This window comes from Leclercia sp. UBA2479 (assembly GCF_002341985.1).
Classification (GTDB): domain Bacteria; phylum Pseudomonadota; class Gammaproteobacteria; order Enterobacterales; family Enterobacteriaceae; genus Enterobacter; species Enterobacter pneumoniae.
Map to the genome: position 1 here is coordinate 445,464 of NZ_DDPB01000006.1, position 21,007 is coordinate 466,470.

Annotated in this window: 16 protein-coding genes and 1 riboswitch; of the genes, 4 read left to right on the forward strand and 12 right to left on the reverse strand. The window is 56.9% G+C overall.

Going from position 1 to position 21,007, the window contains the following annotated elements; all coding sequences use genetic code 11:
* Positions 1 to 7: 7 nt before the first annotated feature.
* The 5 genes from rapA to araB all read right to left on the reverse strand — a co-directional run bounded on the left by rapA (position 8) and on the right by araB (position 9,505).
* Positions 8 to 2,914: an RNA polymerase-associated protein RapA gene (rapA, locus tag B3B59_RS07055; protein ID WP_286808505.1), complete on the reverse strand. Its 2,907-nt coding sequence runs from the start codon at positions 2,912 to 2,914 to the stop codon at positions 8 to 10.
* Positions 2,915 to 3,044: 130 nt separating this feature from the next.
* The gene (polB, locus tag B3B59_RS07060) at positions 3,045 to 5,402 is read right to left on the reverse strand and encodes a DNA polymerase II (RefSeq protein WP_286808507.1); all 2,358 of its coding nucleotides are present in this window, start codon (positions 5,400 to 5,402) and stop codon (positions 3,045 to 3,047) included.
* Between the two features lie 131 nt (positions 5,403 to 5,533).
* Positions 5,534 to 6,229, reverse strand: a complete 696-nt coding sequence (gene araD, locus B3B59_RS07065; protein ID WP_040077200.1) for an L-ribulose-5-phosphate 4-epimerase — start codon at positions 6,227 to 6,229, stop codon at positions 5,534 to 5,536.
* Positions 6,230 to 6,282: 53 nt separating this feature from the next.
* On the reverse strand, positions 6,283 to 7,785 hold the full coding sequence (araA, locus tag B3B59_RS07070) for an L-arabinose isomerase (RefSeq protein WP_046885003.1): 1,503 nt from the start codon (positions 7,783 to 7,785) through the stop codon (positions 6,283 to 6,285).
* 10 nt (positions 7,786 to 7,795) lie between these two features.
* Complete coding sequence (gene araB, locus B3B59_RS07075) at positions 7,796 to 9,505, reverse strand: ribulokinase (RefSeq protein ID WP_286808510.1); 1,710 nt, start codon at positions 9,503 to 9,505, stop codon at positions 7,796 to 7,798.
* A 335-nt stretch (positions 9,506 to 9,840) separates the two neighbouring features.
* On the opposite strand from araB, the gene araC reads away from it, so the two are divergent.
* Entirely contained in the window at positions 9,841 to 10,686 is an 846-nt protein-coding gene (gene araC, locus B3B59_RS07080; protein WP_046885001.1) for an arabinose operon transcriptional regulator AraC, read from the forward strand.
* A gap of 129 nt (positions 10,687 to 10,815) precedes the next feature.
* Positions 10,816 to 11,583, forward strand: coding sequence for a DedA family protein (locus B3B59_RS07085; RefSeq protein ID WP_046885000.1), 768 nt, complete (start codon positions 10,816 to 10,818; stop codon positions 11,581 to 11,583).
* Here B3B59_RS07085 and thiQ read toward each other — a convergent pair.
* The 4 genes from thiQ to sgrR all read right to left on the reverse strand — a co-directional run bounded on the left by thiQ (position 11,580) and on the right by sgrR (position 16,657).
* Entirely contained in the window at positions 11,580 to 12,281 is a 702-nt protein-coding gene (gene thiQ, locus B3B59_RS07090; RefSeq protein WP_233801948.1) for a thiamine ABC transporter ATP-binding protein ThiQ, read from the reverse strand. The two genes, B3B59_RS07085 and thiQ, sit on opposite strands and share 4 nt — an antisense overlap.
* On the reverse strand, positions 12,265 to 13,875 hold the full coding sequence (gene thiP / locus B3B59_RS07095) for a thiamine/thiamine pyrophosphate ABC transporter permease ThiP (RefSeq protein ID WP_286808513.1): 1,611 nt from the start codon (positions 13,873 to 13,875) through the stop codon (positions 12,265 to 12,267). The genes thiQ and thiP overlap by 17 nt, the downstream gene beginning before the upstream one ends.
* The gene (gene thiB, locus B3B59_RS07100; protein WP_233801950.1) at positions 13,851 to 14,834 is read right to left on the reverse strand and encodes a thiamine ABC transporter substrate binding subunit; all 984 of its coding nucleotides are present in this window, start codon (positions 14,832 to 14,834) and stop codon (positions 13,851 to 13,853) included. Before thiB ends, thiP begins: the two co-directional genes overlap by 25 nt.
* A gap of 31 nt (positions 14,835 to 14,865) precedes the next feature.
* Positions 14,866 to 14,965: riboswitch (TPP riboswitch) on the reverse strand.
* Between the two features lie 36 nt (positions 14,966 to 15,001).
* Positions 15,002 to 16,657: an HTH-type transcriptional regulator SgrR gene (gene sgrR, locus B3B59_RS07105; protein ID WP_286808515.1), complete on the reverse strand. Its 1,656-nt coding sequence runs from the start codon at positions 16,655 to 16,657 to the stop codon at positions 15,002 to 15,004.
* Between the two features lie 87 nt (positions 16,658 to 16,744).
* On the opposite strand from sgrR, the gene sgrT reads away from it, so the two are divergent.
* Both sgrT and B3B59_RS07115 read left to right on the forward strand, forming a co-directional pair.
* Positions 16,745 to 16,897 (forward strand): glucose uptake inhibitor SgrT, encoded by a 153-nt coding sequence (gene sgrT, locus B3B59_RS07110; RefSeq protein ID WP_046884995.1) that lies wholly within the window; start codon positions 16,745 to 16,747, stop codon positions 16,895 to 16,897.
* A gap of 101 nt (positions 16,898 to 16,998) precedes the next feature.
* The gene (locus tag B3B59_RS07115; protein WP_040077189.1) at positions 16,999 to 18,177 is read left to right on the forward strand and encodes a sugar efflux transporter; all 1,179 of its coding nucleotides are present in this window, start codon (positions 16,999 to 17,001) and stop codon (positions 18,175 to 18,177) included.
* A 187-nt stretch (positions 18,178 to 18,364) separates the two neighbouring features.
* On the opposite strand, the gene B3B59_RS07120 is transcribed toward B3B59_RS07115, so the two are convergent.
* From B3B59_RS07120 to leuC, 3 genes are all read right to left on the reverse strand, one after another.
* A complete protein-coding gene (locus B3B59_RS07120; RefSeq protein WP_040078599.1) occupies positions 18,365 to 18,637 on the reverse strand; it encodes a hypothetical protein in 273 nt (90 codons plus the stop codon).
* Positions 18,638 to 18,988: 351 nt separating this feature from the next.
* A complete protein-coding gene (gene leuD, locus B3B59_RS07125) occupies positions 18,989 to 19,594 on the reverse strand; it encodes a 3-isopropylmalate dehydratase small subunit (protein ID WP_046884994.1) in 606 nt (201 codons plus the stop codon).
* Between the two features lie 11 nt (positions 19,595 to 19,605).
* Positions 19,606 to 21,006: a 3-isopropylmalate dehydratase large subunit gene (leuC, locus tag B3B59_RS07130; protein WP_207292989.1), complete on the reverse strand. Its 1,401-nt coding sequence runs from the start codon at positions 21,004 to 21,006 to the stop codon at positions 19,606 to 19,608.
* Between the last annotated feature and the right edge of the window lies 1 nt (position 21,007).

Here is a 21,007-nt window from a genome sequence, read left to right on the forward strand (position 1 = left end):
GCTCCGGTTACTGATGCGTCACGACGATAAGGCGCAGCGCATCCAGACGCCAGCCAGCCTGCTGCAAGCTTTCCAGCACCTGCTGACGGTTGCTCTCAATCGCCGCCAGCTCATCATCACGAATGTTCGGGTTCACTGCACGCAAGGCTTCGAGGCGAGAGAGCTCGGCAGAGAGTTTTTCATCCGCTTCGCTGCGCGCCGCGTCAATCAATGCCTGAGCCGCTTTCTCAATCTGCGTTTCACCCAGTTGCAGGATGGCATGAACGTCCTGTTGTACCGCATTCACCAGTTTGCTGCCGGTATGGCGGTTTACCGCGCTGAGCTGACGGTTAAAGCTTTCGAACTCGACCTGCGCGGCAAGATTGGTGCCGTTTTTATCCAGCAGCAGGCGTACCGGCGTCGCGGGCAGGAAGCGGTTAAGCTGCAGCTGTTTTGGCGCCTGGGCCTCAACCACGTAGATAAGTTCTACCAGCAGGGTACCCACCGGCAGGGCCTTGTTTTTCAGCAGCGAGATGGTACTGCTGCCGGTATCGCCGGAGAGAATGAGATCCAGACCGTTGCGGATCAGCGGATGTTCCCAGGTGATAAACTGCGCATCCTCGCGTGAGAGGGCCACATCACGTTCAAAGGTGATGGTGCACCCGTCTTCCGGCAGGCCCGGGAAATCCGGCACCAGCATATGATCGGAAGGCGTCAGCACAATCAGGTTTTCGCCACGATCGTCCTGGTTAATGCCCACGATATCGAACAGATTCATAGAGAAGCTGATCAGACTGGTATCGTCATCCTGCTCTTCAATGCTTTCGGCCAGGCGCTGTGCTTTTTCGCCGCCATTGGAGTGGATCTCCAGCAGGCGATCGCGGCCCTGTTCCAGCTGCGCTTTAAGCGCATCATGTTTTTCACGGCAAGATTTAATCAGCTCGTCAAAGCCTTCGGTCTCTTCCGGCGCGGCCAGGTAACCAATCAGATCGCCATGCACCTGATCGTAAATAGTGCGACCGGTCGGGCAGGTATGTTCAAACGCGTCCAGACCCTCGTGGAACCAGCGCACCAGCACGCTCTGAGCCGTTTTTTCCAGGTAAGGCACATGGATCTGAATATCGTGCGCCTGCCCAATACGGTCCAGACGGCCAATACGCTGCTCCAGCAGGTCCGGGTTAAACGGCAGGTCAAACATCACCAGGTTGCTGGCGAACTGGAAGTTACGCCCTTCAGAACCGATCTCGGAGCAGAGCAGTACCTGAGCGCCGCTATCCTCTTCGCCAAACCAGGCGGCAGCGCGATCGCGCTCGATAATGGACATCCCTTCGTGGAACACGGCGGCGCGGATACCTTCGCGCTCGCGCAGCACCTGCTCCAGCTGCAGCGCAGTGGCGGCTTTGGCGCAAATCACCAGCACCTTCTGGGAGCGATGCGCGGTCAGGTAGCCCATCAGCCACTCAACGCGCGGGTCGAAGTTCCACCAGGTACCGGTATCCCCTTCGAATTCCTGATAGATCTGCTCGGGATAGAGCATGTCACGGGCGCGATCTTCAGCGCTTTTACGCGCGCCCATAATGCCGGAGACCTTAATGGCCGTCTGATACTGGGTCGGCAGCGGCAGCTTGATGGTGTGCAGTTCGCGTTTCGGGAAGCCTTTCACACCATGGCGAGTATTACGGAACAGCACGCGGCTGGTGCCGTGGCGGTCCATTAGCATAGAGACCAGCTCCTGGCGTGCAGCTTCTGCACCGTCATGCCCGCTGTTGGCCGTCTGCAGCAGCGGCTCGATATCCTGCTCGCCAATCAGATCGCTCAGAGTATTAAGCTCATCATTAGAAAGATGTTTGCCTGCCAGCAGTAGCGCTACCGCATCGGCAACCGGACGATAATTTTTTTGCTCTTCGACGAACAGCTCGAAATCGTGGAAACGGCTCGGATCGAGCAGGCGCAGGCGGGCAAAGTGGCTTTCCAGCCCCAGCTGTTCTGGCGTAGCGGTCAGCAGCAATACGCCCGGCACGCGCTCGGCCAGCTCTTCGATAGCCATATATTCGCGGCTTGGCGCATCGACGCTCCAGACCAGATGGTGCGCTTCATCCACCACCATCAGATCCCATTCCGCATCGCAGAGGTGTTCGAGGCGCTGTTTGCTCCGGCGGACGAAGTCCAGCGAGCAGATCACCAGCTGTTCGGTTTCGAAGGGGTTATCTGCATCGTGCTGGGCTTCGGCGTAACGCTCGTCGTCAAACAGCGCAAAACGCAGATTGAAGCGACGTAGCATCTCCACCAACCACTGGTGTTGCAGGGTTTCCGGAACGATAATCAGCACGCGCTCGGCGGCGCCGGAGAGCAGCTGTTGATGCAGGATCATGCCCGCTTCGATGGTTTTACCCAGGCCAACCTCATCTGCCAGCAGTACGCGCGGTGCGTGGCGACGGCCTACGTCATGGGCAATGTTGAGCTGATGCGGAATCAGGCTGGTGCGCTGGCCACGCAGGCCGCTCCAGGGCATGCGGTACTGTTCGCTCTGGAATTTACGCGCGCGATAACGCAGGGCGAAACGGTCCATACGGTCAATCTGACCGGCGAACAGACGATCCTGAGGTTTGCTGAAGACCAGTTTGCTATCAAGCAGCACCTCGCGCAGCATCACATCGCTCTCGTCCGTGTCGAGGCGCGTGCCAATATAGGCAAGCAGTCCATTCTCTTCTTTTACGTCTTCAATCTTCAGCTGCCAGCCTTCATGGCTGGTCACGGTGTCGCCCGGGTTGAACATGACGCGGGTAACAGGGGAGTCATTGCGAGCGTACAGACGGTTTTCACCGGTAGCGGGGAAGAGGAGAGTCACCATTCGCGCATCCAGCGCCACAACCGTTCCTAATCCAAGTTCGCTTTCTGTATCGCTGATCCAGCGTTGACCAAGTGTAAAAGGCATATATGTTCGGCTCTACTCTTTAAATTGCAGGCAATAGTTCAACCACCGTCGAAGATCGACAGTCATTAAAATATGGGTCCGGGAATGGAAAGGGCGCTATGGTACTGGATGGCAGCGATTTCGTCACCTGTCAAAATAGCCCCATCTGCCCAGTCATCAGTGTAGCAAAATCGTCGTCCAGGAAGGGTAAAATTCCGTCCGCCACGGGCTGAAGTTGTTTTGTGAGGTAGTGATCATAGTCAAGCGGCGAGCGCTGATAGTCCACCGGCTCAGGCCCGCTGGTAGTCCAGACGTATTTGATCGTGCCGCGGTTCTGATACTGCTGCGCACGCCCCAGACGGACATTCTCTTCATCGGCAAGCCTGGCAGCACGCACGTGCGGCGGCACATTGCGCTGGTATTCCGCCAGCGGCCGACGCAGCCGCTTACGGTAGACCAGCTGTGTATCCAGCGCGCCCGCCATCAGGCTGGCAATGGTCTCCCGGACATAGTCCTGGTAGGGCTCATTGCGGAAGATTTTCAGGTAGAGCTCTTGCTGGAAACGCTGGGCCAGCGGCGTCCAGTCGGTACGCACCGTCTCCAGCCCTTTAAACACCATGCGCTGGTCATCGCCCTGCTGAATCAGCCCGGCGTAGCGTTTTTTACTGCCCTGATCGGTACCCCGAATAGTGGGCATTAAGAAACGGCAGAAATGGGTTTCATACTCCAGCTCCAGCGCGCTGGTTAACCGCTCTTTTTGCAAATGGTTTTGCCACCAGTCATTGACGTAGGCGACCAGCCGTTTGCCAATGGCCATGGCCTGGTCTTCGCTCTGCTGGCCTTTTAGCCAGACAAAGGTCGAGTCCGTATCGCCGTAAATCACCTCATAGCCCTGGGATTCGATTAACGCCTTCGTCTGGCGCATGATCTCATGTCCACGCATGGTGATCGACGAGGCCAGTCTGGGATCGAAAAAGCGGCAGGCGCTGGTGCCGAGCACGCCATAGAAGGCGTTCATGATGATCTTCAGTGCCTGAGAGAGAGGCGAATTGCCGTGACGCTTTGCTTCGTCGCGGCCATGCCAGATCTGGCTGACGATCTCGGGCAGGCAGTGTTTCTGACGGGAAAAATGGGCCCCGAGAAAGCCTTCGGTGCTGTGGGTGTCATCTGGCTGCGCCATCCCCTCTACCAGACCCACAGGATCAATTAAAAAGGTGCGGATGATAGAGGGATAAAGGCTTTTGTAATCCAGCACCAGCACCGAGTCATACAGCCCTGGCCTGGAGTCCATCACGTAGCCTCCAGGGCTTGCCTGCGGCGGCACATCGCCGAGATTCGGGGCCACATAGCCCGCCCGGTGCATGCGAGGAAAATAGAGATGGCTAAAGGCCGCTACCGAGCCCCCGTGACGATCCACCGCCAGGCCGTTGACCGTGGCGCGCTCCAGCAAAAAAGGCATGATTTCCGTTTTATGGAAAATCTGGGTCACCAGCTCGCAATCTTTCAGGTTATAGGTAGCGAGGGCAGGTTTGTTTTCGGCGAAACGGCGGTCAATTTCGTCCATCCTGTCCCAGGGGTTATCGATCGCTTTTCCTTCGCCGAGCAGCTCCTGGGCCACCGCTTCGAGGGAAAATGACGAGAAATTCCAGAAGGCGGATTTCAGCGCTTCGATGCCGTCGATAATCAGGCGTCCATTGGCCTGCGCAAAGAAGACCCCATTCTTGAAGCCGTGCTCGCGCCACTCCAGCTCGCTGTTGTCGCGCCCCAGAAGCAGGGGGATACGATAGCGTTCCGCATGCTTTTGCAAAACGCGCAGATCGAACTGCACCACATTCCAGCCGATGAGCACATCGGGATCGTGCTGGGCAAACCAGGCGTTGAGTTTTTCGAGAAGCTGGGGGCGGCTTGAAACATATTCCAGCTGGAAATCGAGGCCAGAAGCCTCGCCATTCGGCGGCCCCAGCATATAGACAACCCGCTGGCCACACCCCTCAATGCCAATGCAGTAGAGCTCACCGTGACGAGTGGTTTCGATATCCAGCGAGGCCCATTTTAGCGACGGGCGATAGTGAGGATTTGGTTTTAGCCGCGCATTGACCAGCCGGTTACCCTGCAGGGTGCCATCGACCCAGACGGGGGCGGTGATAAAGCGCTCCATTAAAAAACGCTCAGGCGGCCGGATATCGGCCTCATAGAGGGTAACGCCCGCCTCGCGCAGCACTTTTTCAAAGCGCATAAGCTGGCGGTGACCGCGACAGTAAAGGCCATACACCGTGCGGCGCTGGAAATCTTTTAATGCAAGCGGCGTAAGGCGCCAGCCGTTTTCGTCGCGCAGCAACGTTCGGGTCTTTTCAACATGAGGTTCGGGAATAAAGGCCACCGATTCCTGCGGCGGTAGCGTAACATGCAGCGGACCCTCGTCCGTAGCCAGCCAGAACGCCACCTCGGTACCTTGCAGCGTGTCTCGCCAGTGTCGGGTCAGTAAAAAGCCTTCTCGCGCCTGCGTCACGCCATTATCCCATCAAACAAAACCAGGCGTGATTATAGCCTGGTTAAAGGGTTTTTGCTGGGGTTTTATACAGGTGTGTTCGGCCGGAAGGCCCTGGCTTACCCCTCCCCCCGACAGGGGAGAGGCGGTGCTCACTGCCCGTAATAGGCTTTTGCGCCGTGCTTACGCAGGTAGTGCTTATCCAGCAATGTTTGCTGCATATCGGGTAATTGCGGCGCCAGCTGGCGGCAGAAGATGCCCATATAAGCCACCTCTTCCAGCACGATGGCGTTATGAACCGCATCCTCGGCGTTTTTACCCCAGGCAAACGGGCCGTGGGAGTGAACCAACACCCCCGGCATCTGCGCCGCGTCGATCCCCTGTTTCTCGAAGGTTTCGACAATGACGTTACCTGTTTCCCATTCGTATTCGCCGTTAATTTCGGCATCGGTCATCAGACGGGTGCAGGGGATGGTGCCGTAAAAGTAGTCCGCATGGGTGGTTCCGGTGGCGGGAATAGACTGACCGGCCTGAGCCCAGATGGTGGCATGACGTGAGTGGGTGTGCACAATGCCGCCAATCGACGGGAATGATTGATAAAGCAGGCGGTGGGTTGGCGTATCGGAAGAGGGCTTTTTGGTTCCTTCCACCACTTCGCCGGTGGCAATGCTGACCACCACCATGTCTTCAGCGGTCATAACGCTGTAATCCACCCCTGAGGGTTTGATGACAAAGACACCTTGCTCACGGTCGACAGCGCTGACGTTACCCCATGTGAGGGTAACGAGGTTGTGCTTCGGCAGCGCCAGATTCGCTTCCAGTACCTGACGTTTCAGATCTTCTAACATGCATTCCTCCAGGAAAAAGAGGCCCGCCCTGCGGCAGGCCAAAGGTTCCCCTGTTAACGTTTTGAGCCGTAGTAGACTTCGTTCCAGCGCAGCGCGTCTTTAAAGGCTGGCAGGCGGGTGTCGTTATCAATGACGGCAATTTCAATGTCGTGCAGTTCAGCGAACTGACGCATGTCGCTCAGATCCAGCGCATGGCTAAAGACGGTATGGTGGGCACCGCCCGCCACGATCCAGGCTTCGGAGGCGGTCGCCAGGTCTGGCTGTGCTTTCCACAGGGCGTTGGCTACCGGCAGCTTCGGCAGGGCGTGCGGGGTTTCGACCGCATCCACGCAGTTCACCAGCAGACGGAAACGATCGCCCAGGTCGATCAGGCTGGCGTTGATAGCCGGGCCGGTACGGGTATTGAAGATCAGGCGTGCCGGATCCGCTTTACCGCCAATGCCCAGATACTGCACGTCGAGGGTCGGTTTCTCTTCCACGGCGATGGTTGGGCATACTTCCAGCATGTGTGAGCCCAGTACCAGATCGTTGCCGTTTTCGAAGTGGTAGGTGTAATCCTCCATAAAGGAGGTGCCGCCCTGCAGACCGGTTGACATCACTTTCATAATGCGAAGCAGAGCGGCAGTTTTCCAGTCGCCTTCGCCCGCAAAGCCGTAGCCCTGCTGCATCAGACGTTGAACCGCCAGGCCTGGTAGCTGTTTCAGGCCGTGAAGATCTTCGAAGGTGGTGGTAAAGGCATGGAAGCCGCCTTGTTCAAGGAAGCGTTTCATCCCCAGTTCGATTCGCGCGGCATCCAGCACGTTCTGACGTTTGTCGCCGTTAATCTGCGCGGCGGCCGTCAGGCGGTAGCTGCTCTCATACTCGTCCACCAGCGCGCTAACGTCGCCGTCGGCAACTTCATTCACCACCTGTACCAGGTCGCCCACGGCCCAGGTGTTCACGGAGAAACCAAATTTAATCTGCGCAGCCACTTTGTCGCCGTCGGTAACGGCCACTTCGCGCATGTTGTCGCCGAAGCGCACCACTTTGAGCTGACGGGTATCTTGTTTAGAGACCGCCTGACGCATCCAGGCGCCAATGCGTTTGTGTGCCTGAGCATCCTGCCAGTGGCCCGTGACCACGGCATGCTGCTGACGCATACGCGCGCCAATGAAGCCGAACTCGCGGCCGCCGTGAGCGGTCTGGTTCAGGTTCATAAAGTCCATGTCGATGCTGTCCCACGGCAGGGCCGCGTTGAACTGGGTATGGAACTGAAGCAGCGGCTTATTGAGAATGGACAGGCCGTTGATCCACATTTTTGCCGGGGAGAAGGTGTGCAGCCACACCACCATGCCTGCGCATTTATCGTCGTAGTTTGCGTCGCGGCAGATATGGGTGATCTCGTCCGGGGAGGTGCCCAGCGGTTTCAACACCAGTTTGCACGGCAGTTTGGCCTCGGCATTCAGGGCATTGACCACATGTTCAGCGTGTTGCGTCACCTGGCGCAGGGCTTCCGGCCCGTAGAGGTGTTGGCTACCAATCACAAACCACACTTCATAATTATTAAAAATCGTCATTATCGTGTCCTTAATGTGTCAGGGTTGCCGTGGATTCCGGGCTGTTTTTTGCCGGTGCGGCGACAGGGAGATAGTGAAGCTCAGCGCTTTTCGCCCACTGCTGGTAGCGCTGATAAAGTTGTTCAAAGCGTTGCGCCTGGGCGGTACGCGGCTGAAGGGTGTTTTCCACGGCGCTGGCCATATGCTGTTGCGCAGCAGGAATATCGGCATGGACCCCAGCGGCCACGGCGGCAAAGATGGCGGCACCGAGCGCGCAGCACTGATCGGAGGCGACAATTTGCAGCGGTCGATTCAGAACGTCGCAGCAGGCCTGCATGATCACCGGGTTCTTACGGGCGATACCGCCCAGCGCCATCACGTTGTTGACGGCAATTCCTTGCTCCGTGAAACACTCCATAATGGCGCGTGCGCCAAAGGCGGTAGCGGCAATCAGACCGCCAAACAGCGCCGGCGCATCTGTCGCCAGGTTAAGATCGGTAATCACCCCTTTCAGGCGCTGGTTAGCGAAGGGGGTACGGCGGCCGTTAAACCAGTCGAGCACCACCGGCAGATGCTCCAGGGAGGGGTTTTTCGCCCAGGCATCGGTGAGCTGCACCAGCAGCTGTTTTTTACTCTCGGCAATCTGCGTTTTCAGTTCCGGATGGGTCGCTGCCAGTTGATCCAGCGGCCAGCCCAGCACGCGGCCAAACCAGGCATAGATATCGCCAAACGCCGACTGACCCGCTTCCAGGCCGATAAAATCGGGGACGACGCTGCCATCAACCTGGCCGCAAATACCTTTTACCGCACGCTCGCCGACGCTGGCTTTATCGGCGGTCAGGATGTCGCAGGTCGAAGTGCCGATGACTTTCACCAGGGTGTTTGGCTGCGCACCTGCGCCCACGGCGCCCATATGGCAGTCAAACGCGCCGCCGGCGATCGCTACGGTTTGTGGCAGACCGAGACGTTCAGCCCACTCGGCGCAGAGGTTGCCCACCGGCACGTCTGCGGTCCAGGTATCGGTAAACAGCGGGTGGTCGAGATGCTGATTGATGATGGGATCGAGCTCGTCAAAGAAGGTCGCGGGTGGCAGACCGCCCCAGCTTTCGTGCCACAAGGATTTGTGGCCGGCGCTACAGCGGCCGCGGCGAATATCCTGCGGGCGGGTGGTGCCAGACAGCAGGGCCGGAACCCAGTCGCATAACTCGATCCACGACACTGCTGTCTGGGCAACGCGGGGATCCTGGCGGGTCACGTGCAGGATTTTGGCCCAGAACCACTCGCTGGAATAAATACCGCCGATATAACGTGAGTAATCGCTCTTACCCGGCTGATGGCACAAACGGGTGATGGCCTCGGCTTCTTCAACTGCGGTATGGTCTTTCCAGAGCACGAACATAGCATTCGGGTTATCGGCAAATTCAGGGCGCAGCGCCAGAACGTGGCCGTCGGCATCAATGGGGGCGGGGGTCGAGCCGGTGCTGTCCACGCCAATGCCCACAATCTGGCTACGCTGGTCCGCACTCAGCCCGGCGAGTACGGTTTTGATCGCCGCTTCCATCGACTCGATGTAGTCACGGGGGTGATGACGAAACTGGTTGTTCGGCGCATCGCAATAACGCCCCTCTTGCCAGCGCGGATACCACTCCACGCTTGTCGCTATCTCCTGACCGGTTGTGCACTCCACTGCCAGGGCGCGTACCGAGTCACTGCCAAAATCGAGGCCAATTGCAATTGCCATGGTGCTGCTCCATCAAAATACAGGTATGGAAGAACATTAGAGAGTGGGGGGAAAAATCGTCAGGCAGGATTCGCTAATCTTATGGATAATTTTGCTATGCCTGTGGAAAGTGTGACGCTGTGCAAATATTCAATGTGGACATTTCTGCCGTAGTTATAGACACTTTTGTTACTGATTATCGGCCTCTGATACGGCGAAAATGTGACGCAGTACGCTAAAGCGCCGTACCTTAACGAGAAGTCATCCCGTTCACGGCTTTCAGACGCCTTTTTTCAGGTCGGCTCTGTAGATATGGACAATTGGTTTCCTTACCCTCTGCCAGGAGTATTGAATTTATGGCTGAAACGCAAAACGATCCCTTACTGCCAGGCTATTCGTTCAACGCGCATTTGGTGGCGGGGCTGACCCCTATTGAGGCTGAGGGATATCTCGATTTTTATATCGATCGCCCGCTGGGTATGAAGGGCTATATCCTTAACCTGACGGTGCGTGGCGAAGGCGTGATTAAAAATCAGGATCAGACCTTTGTCTGCCGTCCGGGCGACATCCTCCTCTTTCCTCCCGGGGAGGTTCACCACTATGGTCGTCATCCGGATGCCAGCGAGTGGTATCACCAGTGGGTCTACTTCCGTCCGCGCGCTTACTGGCAGGAGTGGCTGAGCTGGCCATCCATGTTTGCCCACACCGGTTTCTATCGCCCGGACGAGGTGCATCAACCGCTGTTTCGTGAACTGTTTGCGCAGATCATCGAGGCAGGGCAGGCGGGGGGGCGCTATGCCGAGCTGCTGGCAATTAACCTGCTGGAGCAACTGCTGCTCAGACGTATGGAAGCCATCAATGAATCCCTTAACCCGCCGCTGGATCACCGGGTGCGCGATGCCTGCCAGTACATTAGCGATCATCTGGCGGACAGCCAGTTTGATATTGCCAGCGTAGCCCAGCATGTCTGCCTGTCGCCGTCACGCCTCTCGCATCTGTTCCGCCAGCAGTTGGGGGTGAGCGTGTTGAGCTGGCGCGAAGATCAGCGTATCAGCCAGGCCAAGCTGTTGCTCAGTACCACCCGCATGCCGATCGCCAGCGTCGGGCGCAATGTCGGGTTTGAGGATCAGCTCTATTTTTCTCGCGTCTTTAAGAAATGCACCGGCGCCAGCCCCAGCGAATTCCGTGCAGGTTGTGAATAAAGCGTAAAAAAAGATAAACGACATGGCGCAAGTCTGTTCACACCCGGTAAACTATTCAGACAATTGATGTCTTGACGCAGCAGGCGGCTCTTCGCAGAATCCCTGCTTCGTTATCTGACCGGAAAAGTTATGCAGGCATTGCTGGAACACTTCATCACCCAGTCCGTTACTTACTCCCTCATTGCCGTTGCGCTGGTGGCTTTTCTGGAATCGCTGGCGCTGGTCGGGCTGATCCTCCCCGGTACGGTGATGATGGCTGGTCTTGGCGCGCTGATAGGTAGCGGCGAGGTTAATTTCTGGCAGGCCTGGCTGGCGGGCATTATCGGTTGCCTGCTGGGCGACTGGATCTCGTTCTGGCTGGGCTGGCGTTTCAAAAAGCCGCTGCATCGCTGGTCTTTCATGAAAAAGAACAAAGCGCTGCTGGATAAAACCGAGCATGCCCTGCATCAACACAGCATGTTTACGATTCTGGTGGGACGTTTTGTTGGCCCGACGCGTCCGCTGGTGCCCATGGTGGCTGGCATGCTCGATCTGCCGATCAAAAAATTCATTGTGCCAAATATCATTGGCTGCCTCTTCTGGCCGCCATTCTACTTCTTGCCTGGCATTCTGGCCGGAGCGGCTATCGATATTCCTGCAGGTCAGGATAGCGGCGGCTTTAAGTGGTTACTGCTGGCAACGGCATTGCTGCTTTGGCTGGCGGCCTGGCTCTGCTGGCGTCTGTGGCGCAGTACCCGGGCTAACGTCGATAAGCTGAGCGCCTGGCTGCCGCGATCGCGATTACTGTGGCTGGCACCCCTGCTGCTGGGCGTGGCGGTGGTGGCGCTGGTGGCGCTTATTCGCCACCCGCTGATGCCCGTCTATGGTGAGATTCTGTTGAAGGTCGTGAGCCGTTAACCGCGCGCAATGCCCAGCAGATGCGAGGCGCTGGCGTCGCCGCTAAGCAGCACGCGGGTCTCACCGTCCCAGGCGATACGCCCGTCAGCCACGACTATCGAACGTCTGGCGATGCGGGCCGCATCTTCCACGCTATGCGACACCATCAACATGGTGAGCTGCTGACGCTCGCAGACCTCTTTGACCAGCAATAGCATCTCCTGACGCAGAGCAGGATCGAGGGCGGAAAAGGGTTCGTCCAGCAGTAATATCGGCTGTTCTCGCACCAGGCAGCGCGCCAGCGCGGCACGCTGGCGCTGGCCCCCGGAGAGCTCTCCTGGCAACCTGTCCAACAGATCGCTGATACCCATCTGGCCGGCGATGGTCGCGAGCTTGCGCTGTTGATCGCCATTGAGCTTCAGGCCAGGGTGCATCCCCAGCCCGATGTTCTGCCGAACGCTCAGGTGGGTAAAAAGGTTGTTTTCCTGGAACAGCATCGACACCGGGCGCCGGGAAGGGGGCGTCCAGGTGTGATCCCGGTTTTCTATCAAGATTGTCCCGCTGGCGGGCTGCAGAAAACCGGCGATCAGATTGAGCAGGGTGCTTTTCCCCGCACCGCTTGGGCCGAGGATGGCAACCGACTCTCCCTGCGGCACAGAGAGGGTAAAACGCATCGGCAGGTGCTGGTAAAGCCAGGTCACATCAGTCAGTTTTAGCATCACGCCCCGGAAGTTTTTCAATAACGGTAAACAAGGCAAAGCAGAGCATCAGGAGCAGAAGCGCCGTAACGGCTCCGTCCTGGCTGCGATAGGAGCCAATCTGCTGATAGAGCCAGAACGGCAGGGTGCGGAAATCGTCATTGCCAAACAGCGCCACCACCCCAAAATCACCAATCGAGAGTACGCAGGCAAAGGCCAGCGCCTGCGCCAGCGGGCGTTTCAGGGCGCGCAGTTCCACCACCTTTAGCCGTTGCCACCCCTGCATCCCTAATGATCCGCAAAGCAGCGTATAGCGGGCGCTGAGGTCGCGCATCGGGTTTTCCAGAACCTTAAGGGCATAAGGGATGGCCATCAGCGCATTGGTAAAAATGACAATGCCGTCCGCCGAAGCGGGCAGCCCGACGGTGCGGGTAAACAGCAGGAAAAAGCCGGTCGCCAGTACGATGCCGGGCATCGCCAGAATCAGCATGCCGCTCAAATCCAGCAGCTGTCCTGCGGCAGTGGCCTGCCGGGCATAGAGCTCACGACTGCTCCAGAGGAGCATCATGGTCAGGATCACGCAGAGCAGGCCGGCGCCTGCGGCAATGCGTAGCGAGGTCGTTAACGCCTGCCAGAGCACCGGCTGTTGCAGCACGCTGAAAAGATTCCCGTTAAGGCCATCCACCACGACCGCCAGTAGCGGCGGCAGCAGCAGCAGCAGTGCCAGCGTAATCAGCATAGCGTCCGTAAGTCGGCTACGCAGGCTGTCCTGGGGATCGCGCCAGCCGCTGAGCTGGCTTGTGCCTACGGCGAGGGCTTTGCCCAGACGCTGGCTCAGTAAGACCAGAGCCAGACAACAGACCATCTGAATGATTGCCAGCAGCGCCGCCCGGCCAGGATCATAGTCATAGCTCAGGGCCTGGTAGATAGCCAGCTCAATGGTGGTCGCCTGCGGCCCGCCGCCGAGTGAGAGCACAGTGGCAAAACTGGCGAAGCAGAGCATAAAGATTAGTGCGGCAGTAGGGAGGATCTGGCGGCGTAGCCATGGCCATTCAACGAAGCGGAAGAAGGACCAGCCGCGCATATTGAGCTGGGCGGCAAGCTGGCGTTGCTCGCCGGGAATGTTCTCCAGCGCCTGTAAGAGCAGGCGGGTGGCCATAGGCAAATTAAAGAAGACGTGGGCCAGTAAGATCCCCTGCAGGCCATAGGGAGAGAAGCGCCAGTTCAGCCCGATCGCTGCACAAATTTGGGCCAGCCAGCCCTGACGGCCATAGACGCTGAGTATGCCAAACACGGCGACCAGCACGGGCAGTATTAGCGTCATAGCGCACAGGCGCAGCAGGGCTTGCCTGCCGGGAAAACGACGGCGATACAGCGCACGCGCCAGCAAAATGGCGGGCGCGACGGAGAGCAGGGCTGACAAAAAGGCCTGCCAGAATGAGAAGCGTACGACGTGCCATAAATAACTGTCGTGCCACAGCGCAGAGACGTCGGCGTCGGGCGCACTGAACCACAGCGACAGAAAGGCGCCCAGAGCGACAGCCACCAACAGCGTGGCGGCCGTCAGCCCCGGTATGAGCCAGCCCGCGATTAACGGCTGACGGCGCGTTGCCATTCACTTACCCAGCCAGCACGCTTATCCGCAACCTGTTGCGGGGTGAACTCCAGCGTATTTTTCGGTTTGACCAGGCTATTAAAGCCCTCAGGCAGCGCAACATCGGTCACCGGGTACATCCAGTTACCGGTCGGGATTGCCTTCTGGAAGGCCGGCGAGACCATAAACTTCAGGAACTGCTCTGCCAGTTCTGGCTGTTTGCTGGCTGCGGTGCGGGCAGCCACTTCCACCTGCAGGTAGTGTCCTTCTGCAAAGTCAGCGGCAGCATAGTTCTCTTTTTTCTCTTCGATGATGTGATAGGCCGGGGAGGTGGTATAGCTCAGCACCAGGTCCCCTTCTCCTTTCAGGAAGAGCCCGTACGCTTCGCTCCAGCCTTTAGTGACGGTCACCGTTTTGGCAGCCAGTTTCTGCCAGGCTTCCGGGGTTTTATCGCCATAGACTTTCTGCATCCACAGCAGCAGGCCGAGACCCGGCGTGCTGGTGCGGGGATCTTCATAGATCACGCGCCATTTTTGATCGCTTTCAACCAGCTCTTTCAAGCTCTTCGGTGGGTTATGCAGTTTGGTTTTGTCGTAAACGAAGGCGAAGTAACCATAATCGAAAGGCACAAAGGTGTCATTTTTCCAGCCACCCGGCACAGTTACTGCATCGTTCGGGACATTACTTTTGGCAAACAATCCGGTCTGGGTGGCCGCATTGAGCAGGTTGTTATCCAGCCCCAGCACGACGTCGGCTTTGCTGTTTTTACCTTCCATGCGCAGCCGGTTGAGCAGGGAAACCCCATCCTCCAGCGCCACGAACTTCAGTTCACAATTGCAGTCGGCTTCAAAGGCTTTTTTGACCACCGGGCCAGGGCCCCAGTCAGCGGCGAAGGAGTCGTAGGTATAGACCGTCAGCACGGGTTTAGCGAAAGCAGGCAGCGCCAGCAGGGCCAGCAGGGGAAGAGCTTTTTTTAACACTTTGCACCTCAATGTTGAGTGGCAAAGGATTTTGAGTGACAGCCTCAAATCCCTTCGCCGGCGTTATCCGGATCAGGTTCGACGGGTATTTTCTCAGCACACGCTTTCGCGCAGCACCCCGTTGAGAACGGCAGTATTGTAATGATTTGGTGAATATTACGAAAGTGTTATGGCTCCGGCGGCGCAAACCACGCCGATTTAAAGTCAAACCAGCCGAGCGTGTTCATCCGCAGACCACGCATACTGCGCTGACCCTGAATCATCAGCCAGTGGTGAATAAGCGGTACCATCGCTTGCTGTGCCAATAGATGCTGGCACCACACCGCGAGGTTCATCTCACCCGCCCGCCACTCGGCGGCGTCTTGCTGCCAGTCGCGGGGAATGCAGTTTTGCAGCAGCGGGACCTCATACAGGTGCGAGAAGAGCGAGAAATCGAGCGGCAGAGTAAAGTTCACGCTATTTAGCCAGATATCGCTGACGATATCGCCGCGATGCCACGCGTCATAATCCACTTCCACTATTTCCAGTTTTACCCCTTCGGCGGCCAGCATAGCGCTCATCATTCTGCCGATGATCCGGTGTTCAACGTGTTCACGGTAGTAAGTCAAGGTAATGCTCTCAAGACCTGCAGGTTTTTCGCCACATCCTGGCCGGGCATGGTGCCAGCGAGGCAGCAAGCCCCAGGCGGGGAACCAGTAAGTCTGGTACTGCGCTTCCGCCTGATAGATCAATTTAGCGGGAGAGAGGATCTGGCTGATCCACTGACGGACCTCCTGGCTGGCACCGCGTCGGGATCGCGCGTCGAAGAGCAGGTAATAGCACCCCTCTTCCAGACGGCTCTCTACCGCTTTCTCCCCTTCGGTCGGCCCCTCAAGCGTCAGCCCTGGACTCAGCTCTTCACTGATATCGGGTAATACCCAGACGTTTACTTCATCGATCAGCGCGCGATAGCCAAAGTAATCGTCAAAGGCCTGAATCTTTAACTGATTATTGTTATTGCGCACCACCGCATAGGGGCCTGTCCCCACGGGTTGGCTGGCAAACTTAGGCATCGATTCCCATTCACGCGGCAAAATCATTGAAGGGACGTAACCCAGCAGCCACGGCAGCCAGCGGTCTGGTTCAGAGAGGTGAATATCCAGCGTCCACGCGGTAGGAGACTGAACGCTAACGATGTGGGAATAGAGCGGCAACATTCTGGCGCGCTCAAGCGAGGCAATCACATCGCTCATCTCCAGTTCACGGCCATGATGAAAATGGATGCCGGGCCGTAAAAAAAAGCGCCAGTGAAGGGGGGCAATCTGCTGCCAGTGATGCGCGATATCGGCTTCCAGTTCCCCGTTTTCCTCATTTATGCGGGTCAGCCCGCTGAAGATTTGCCGCGCCATGTGGGTCTCGGATCGACGTAATGCGCTACCCGGCATCAGGTTTTTCATCGGTCGATAGTAGAGGACGCGCAGGATATGCTTCCCCTGGCGGAAACTGCGGCCCAGATGAGAAACCAGCATCTGCCGCACCGCGGCTTTATCTCCGACTAACTGCACCAGTTGATCGATCCGATCCTGCTCCAGCAGGTCTTCGGCCCGCTGTTGCTGCAGCGCCAGGCCGGTATACAAAAACGTGAGGCGCGAGCGTTTACCGCGTCCGGCTTCGGCCTCCCAGTTCAGCCAGCCCTGCTGCTGCATCGTATTGAGCAGGGTACGCATATGGCGGCGCGAACAGTTAAGCAGCGCGGCCAGTTCACTGAGGGTAGTATCCTGGGTCTGGCCTTCACAGCATTGCCACAGGCGGATGAATTGTTGTTGCAGGCGACCAGAGGCCATAAAAGAGGAACTCCTGACAAAAAATCAGCAATTTATTAATCCCTATATTAAGCCAATAATTCTCTTCGATGAAGCGAGGAGGTGAATATGAGGAAGTCGACCGCACGTCAGTTTTTCCAACAGTACTTTGCCGCGACAAAGGGAGTGTCCTGGCTGGCCCGCCAGTGTGAAGCACAACGGTTCAAAATACTGGAAGAGTTGATGCAGTGGGACGTTACAACGCCGACTTCTGAACGCTGACTCGCCTCGATCATGTGTGACTGAGTATTGGTGCTAATCACCACGCCAGCAGTTATTATCTGCTGGCTTTTTTCATTTCTTTTGCGCTTAAGGATAGGGTCATGCTCTGGTTAATGACGATGGGTCGCCGCCTCAACGGTGTCTATGCCGCGTTTATGATAGTGGCGTTTATGATGGGCGTCGCCGGCGCGCTGCAGGCTCCGACCTTAAGCCTGTTCCTGAGTCGTGAAGTCGGGGCGCAACCTTTCTGGGTAGGGTTGTTCTACACGGTCAATGCCATCGCCGGGATTCTGGTCAGCCTGTGGCTGGCGAAGCGCTCCGACAGTCAGGGCGACCGGCGTAAATTGATCCTCTTCTGCTGCGCCATGGCCATTGCTAACGCACTGCTGTTTGCATTTAACCGCCATTACATGACCTTACTTACCTGCGGGGTTCTGCTGGCGGCGCTGGCGAACACCGCCATGCCACAGCTCTTTGCCCTGGCCCGTGAATACGCCGACAACTCCGCGCGGGAAGTGGTGATGTTCAGTTCGGTCATGCGTGCTCAGCTCTCGCTGGCGTGGGTAATCGGCCCGCCGCTGGCCTTTATGCTGGCCCTCAATTACGGCTTTACCGCCATGTTCTCCATCGCGGCGGCAATCTTCGCCATCAGTCTGGGGCTTATCGCCTTTGCGCTGCCCTCTGTCGCACGGGTAGAGCAGACAGTGGATACCCCGGTGACCCAGGTGAGCGGCTGGCATAACAAAAATGTCCGCCTGCTGTTTATCGCCTCGACGCTGATGTGGACCTGTAACACCATGTATATCATTGATATGCCTTTGTGGATCAGCAGCGATCTGGGGTTGCCGGATAAGCTGGCGGGTATTTTGATGGGCACGGCCGCGGGGCTTGAGATCCCGGCCATGATCCTGGCGGGATATTACGTAAAACGCTTCGGTAAACGCCGAATGATGACCCTTGCCGTGGCGGCGGGGGTGATGTTTTACGTGGGGTTAATTCTGTTTCATAGCCGTGAGGCGCTGCTGGCGCTCCAGCTGTTTAATGCCATTTTTATCGGGATCGTTGCCGGGATAGGGATGCTTTGGTTCCAGGATTTGATGCCCGGCCGGGCGGGCTCGGCCACCACCCTGTTCACAAACAGCATCTCTACGGGGGTGATTCTGGCGGGGATGATTCAGGGCGCTCTGGCCCAGAGCTACGGACATGCAGCGGTTTACTGGACGATTGCGGCTATCTCGGTGGTGACCTTAGCGATCACCTCCCGGGTGAAAGATGTCTGACCGTGATTAAGCGGTTCGGGAAAGAATAAAAACAGGATGGCGGTTCTTATTAAGGGAATAATGAAGAACCGTGAGTAAGTAGAGTATTTAACGGTAAAAAACGACGAGCCGTTATTATTGTTGAAACCTATGCAGGGTGTGAGGCTAGCGGAGGGGGGAAATATCTCCACTAGCCTTGACTCTTTTATTAACAACGACCGGCTTTCCTGGAAAGCGCATCACATGTGGTATTACTGGTGCCGTTATTAGTGCCGGCACAAATCGCATCGGATACCGTATCCTCAGCGCCTAATGGAATCACGCCATATAATTTTGCCGCGCCGACTTTGGTTACGTAGCAACGGTGGGCCGTGTTATTGACGGTGGCGACGAAATTGGTTTTAACCCCTTTTTTGTCCACATTTGAGATGGTTACCTTGCTGGCGTCGACATTCAGGGCAAATGACGCGGCATCTTTCATCTCTTTCTCTGTTACGGCCGGACTCATTCCGCAACCGGCTAAAAGCAGAGTCGATAATACGATGGCGACAAAACGACGTTTATTCATGGTAGTGCTCCTTGCAAATTATCATGTCCGCCAAGTATAAGTGTTATTAATATTGGACCCTGTTGATTTTGATCATTAAATAAGGCGCTTTGAATTTGGTTTTATTATTTATTATGAGGTCGGAATGGCGTTATTTATATGCGGAAATAATGATTATTTTATTTTGATAATTATTATTTATTTATATTTTATTAAAGGGAAAGGTAATACAGGGAAGGAAAAACAGGTAAGGGAAAACAGGCCCGCCAGACGCGGGCCTGTTTTTTAGCCCATAAACGCAGGCTGTTTGTTCTCGTAGGCGGAGATTGCCTCTTCATGCTGTAACGTCAGGCCGATGCTGTCCAGGCCATTGAGCATGCAGTGGCGGCGGAAATCATCAATCTTAAAGCTGTAAGACTTTTCGCCCGCCTTCACCACCTGAGCTTCCAGGTCCACCTCAAAGGTGATCCCCGGCTGCGCTTTCACCAGCGCAAACATCTCGTCTACCTGCGCATCGCTCAGGGTCACCGGCAACAGCTGGTTGTTAAAACTGTTGCCATAAAAGATGTCGGCAAAGCTGGGGGCGATAACCACTTTGAAACCGTAATCGGTCAATGCCCATGGCGCGTGCTCACGCGAGGAGCCGCAGCCAAAGTTTTCGCGAGCCAGCAGGATGGAAGCCCCTTTGAACTCCGGAAAGTTCAGCACAAATTCCGGGTTCGGTACTTCGCCTTTGTCATCGAGGAAACGCCAGTCGTTAAACAGGTGCGCGCCAAAGCCGGTGCGGGTCACCTTCTGTAAAAACTGCTTTGGAATGATGGCGTCGGTGTCGACGTTGGCCGCGTCCAGAGGGACAACCAGGCCCGTATGCTGGGTAAATTTCTCTGCCATGATTGTCTTCCTTATTTCAGGTTGCGGATGTCGGCGAAATGGCCGGTAACGGCGGCGGCCGCTGCCATGGCCGGGCTGACCAGGTGCGTGCGTCCACCGCGACCCTGACGGCCTTCGAAATTACGGTTGCTGGTAGAGGCGCAGCGTTCACCTGGGTTAAGACGGTCGTTGTTCATGGCCAGACACATAGAGCAGCCAGGCAGACGCCATTCAAAGCCGGCGTCGATAAAGATCTTATCCAGACCCTCTTCCTCCGCCTGCGCTTTCACCGGGCCAGAGCCAGGGACGACCAGCGCCTGAACGCCCGGTGCCACTTTGCGGCCTTTGGCGATCTCTGCCGCGGCGCGTAAATCTTCGATGCGCGAGTTGGTGCAGGAGCCGATAAACACCTTATCGATCGTCACCTCAGTTAAGGGTACGCCCGGCTGTAAGCCCATATAGGCCAGCGCTTTCTCGGCGCTGGCGCGTTCAACCGGATCGGCAAAGGAGGTGGGATCCGGAACCGCGTCGTTCACGGAGATAACTTGCCCCGGGTTAGTCCCCCAGGTGACCTGCGGTGCGATCTCTTCGGCCTGCAGGGTTACCACAGTATCGAAGGTGGCGCCGTCATCGGTCTTCAGCGTCTTCCAGTAGGCAACTGCCTCGTCATAATGCTGGCCTTTTGGCGCATGCAGACGCCCTTTCACATAGTCAAAGGTGGTTTGGTCCGGCGCGACCAGGCCCGCTTTGGCACCCATTTCGATAGCCATGTTGCACAGGGTCATACGTCCTTCCATGCTCAACGCCTGGATGGCATCGCCGCAGAACTCCACCACGTGACCGGTGCCGCCAGCGCTGCCGGTTTTACCGATGATCGCAAGGACAATATCTTTTGCGGTAATACCAGGGGCGGCCTGACCTTTTACCTCAATCTTCATGGTCTTCGCGCGCCCTTGCTTCAGGGTCTGGGTCGCCAGAACATGTTCGACCTCAGAGGTGCCGATACCGAATGCTAACGCGCCAAATGCGCCGTGGGTGGCGGTGTGGGAATCGCCGCAGACTATGGTCATCCCCGGCAGGGTGATACCCTGTTCAGGGCCCATCACGTGCACGATACCCTGGTAAGGGTGGTTCAGATCATAGAGTTCTACGCCAAACTCGTTGCAGTTTTTGATCAGCTCCTGCATCTGAATCCGCGCCATCTCACCGGACGCGTTAATGTCTTTCGTCTGGGTGGAAACGTTATGATCCATGGTCGCGAAGGTTTTACCCGGCTGGCGCACTGGACGATGATGAGCACGCAGGCCGTCAAACGCCTGCGGAGAGGTCACTTCATGTACCAGATGGCGATCGATATAGAGCAGCGGGGTTTCGTTCTGCGCTTCGTAAACCACGTGAGCATCATAAATTTTTTCGTACAACGTCTTCGCCATG

What these genes read in the sequence shown, in the direction of transcription:
- leuD (WP_046884994.1), bottom strand. Translation starts at nt 19,594, where the DNA reads ATGGCAGAGAAATTTACCCAGCATACGGGCCTGGTTGTCCCTCTGGAC.
- sgrR (WP_286808515.1), bottom strand. Translation starts at nt 16,657, where the DNA reads ATGGCCTCTGGTCGCCTGCAACAACAATTCATCCGCCTGTGGCAATGC.
- araD (WP_040077200.1), bottom strand. Translation starts at nt 6,229, where the DNA reads ATGTTAGAAGATCTGAAACGTCAGGTACTGGAAGCGAATCTGGCGCTG.
- araB (WP_286808510.1), bottom strand. Translation starts at nt 9,505, where the DNA reads ATGGCAATTGCAATTGGCCTCGATTTTGGCAGTGACTCGGTACGCGCC.
- thiP (WP_286808513.1), bottom strand. Translation starts at nt 13,875, where the DNA reads ATGGCAACGCGCCGTCAGCCGTTAATCGCGGGCTGGCTCATACCGGGG.
- araC (WP_046885001.1), top strand. Translation starts at nt 9,841, where the DNA reads ATGGCTGAAACGCAAAACGATCCCTTACTGCCAGGCTATTCGTTCAAC.
- rapA (WP_286808505.1), bottom strand. Translation starts at nt 2,914, where the DNA reads ATGCCTTTTACACTTGGTCAACGCTGGATCAGCGATACAGAAAGCGAA.
- B3B59_RS07120 (WP_040078599.1), bottom strand. Translation starts at nt 18,637, where the DNA reads ATGAAAGATGCCGCGTCATTTGCCCTGAATGTCGACGCCAGCAAGGTA.
- leuC (WP_207292989.1), bottom strand. Translation starts at nt 21,006, where the DNA reads ATGGCGAAGACGTTGTACGAAAAAATTTATGATGCTCACGTGGTTTAC.
- B3B59_RS07085 (WP_046885000.1), top strand. Translation starts at nt 10,816, where the DNA reads ATGCAGGCATTGCTGGAACACTTCATCACCCAGTCCGTTACTTACTCC.
- B3B59_RS07115 (WP_040077189.1), top strand. Translation starts at nt 16,999, where the DNA reads ATGCTCTGGTTAATGACGATGGGTCGCCGCCTCAACGGTGTCTATGCC.
- thiQ (WP_233801948.1), bottom strand. Translation starts at nt 12,281, where the DNA reads ATGCTAAAACTGACTGATGTGACCTGGCTTTACCAGCACCTGCCGATG.
- araA (WP_046885003.1), bottom strand. Translation starts at nt 7,785, where the DNA reads ATGACGATTTTTAATAATTATGAAGTGTGGTTTGTGATTGGTAGCCAA.
- sgrT (WP_046884995.1), top strand. Translation starts at nt 16,745, where the DNA reads ATGAGGAAGTCGACCGCACGTCAGTTTTTCCAACAGTACTTTGCCGCG.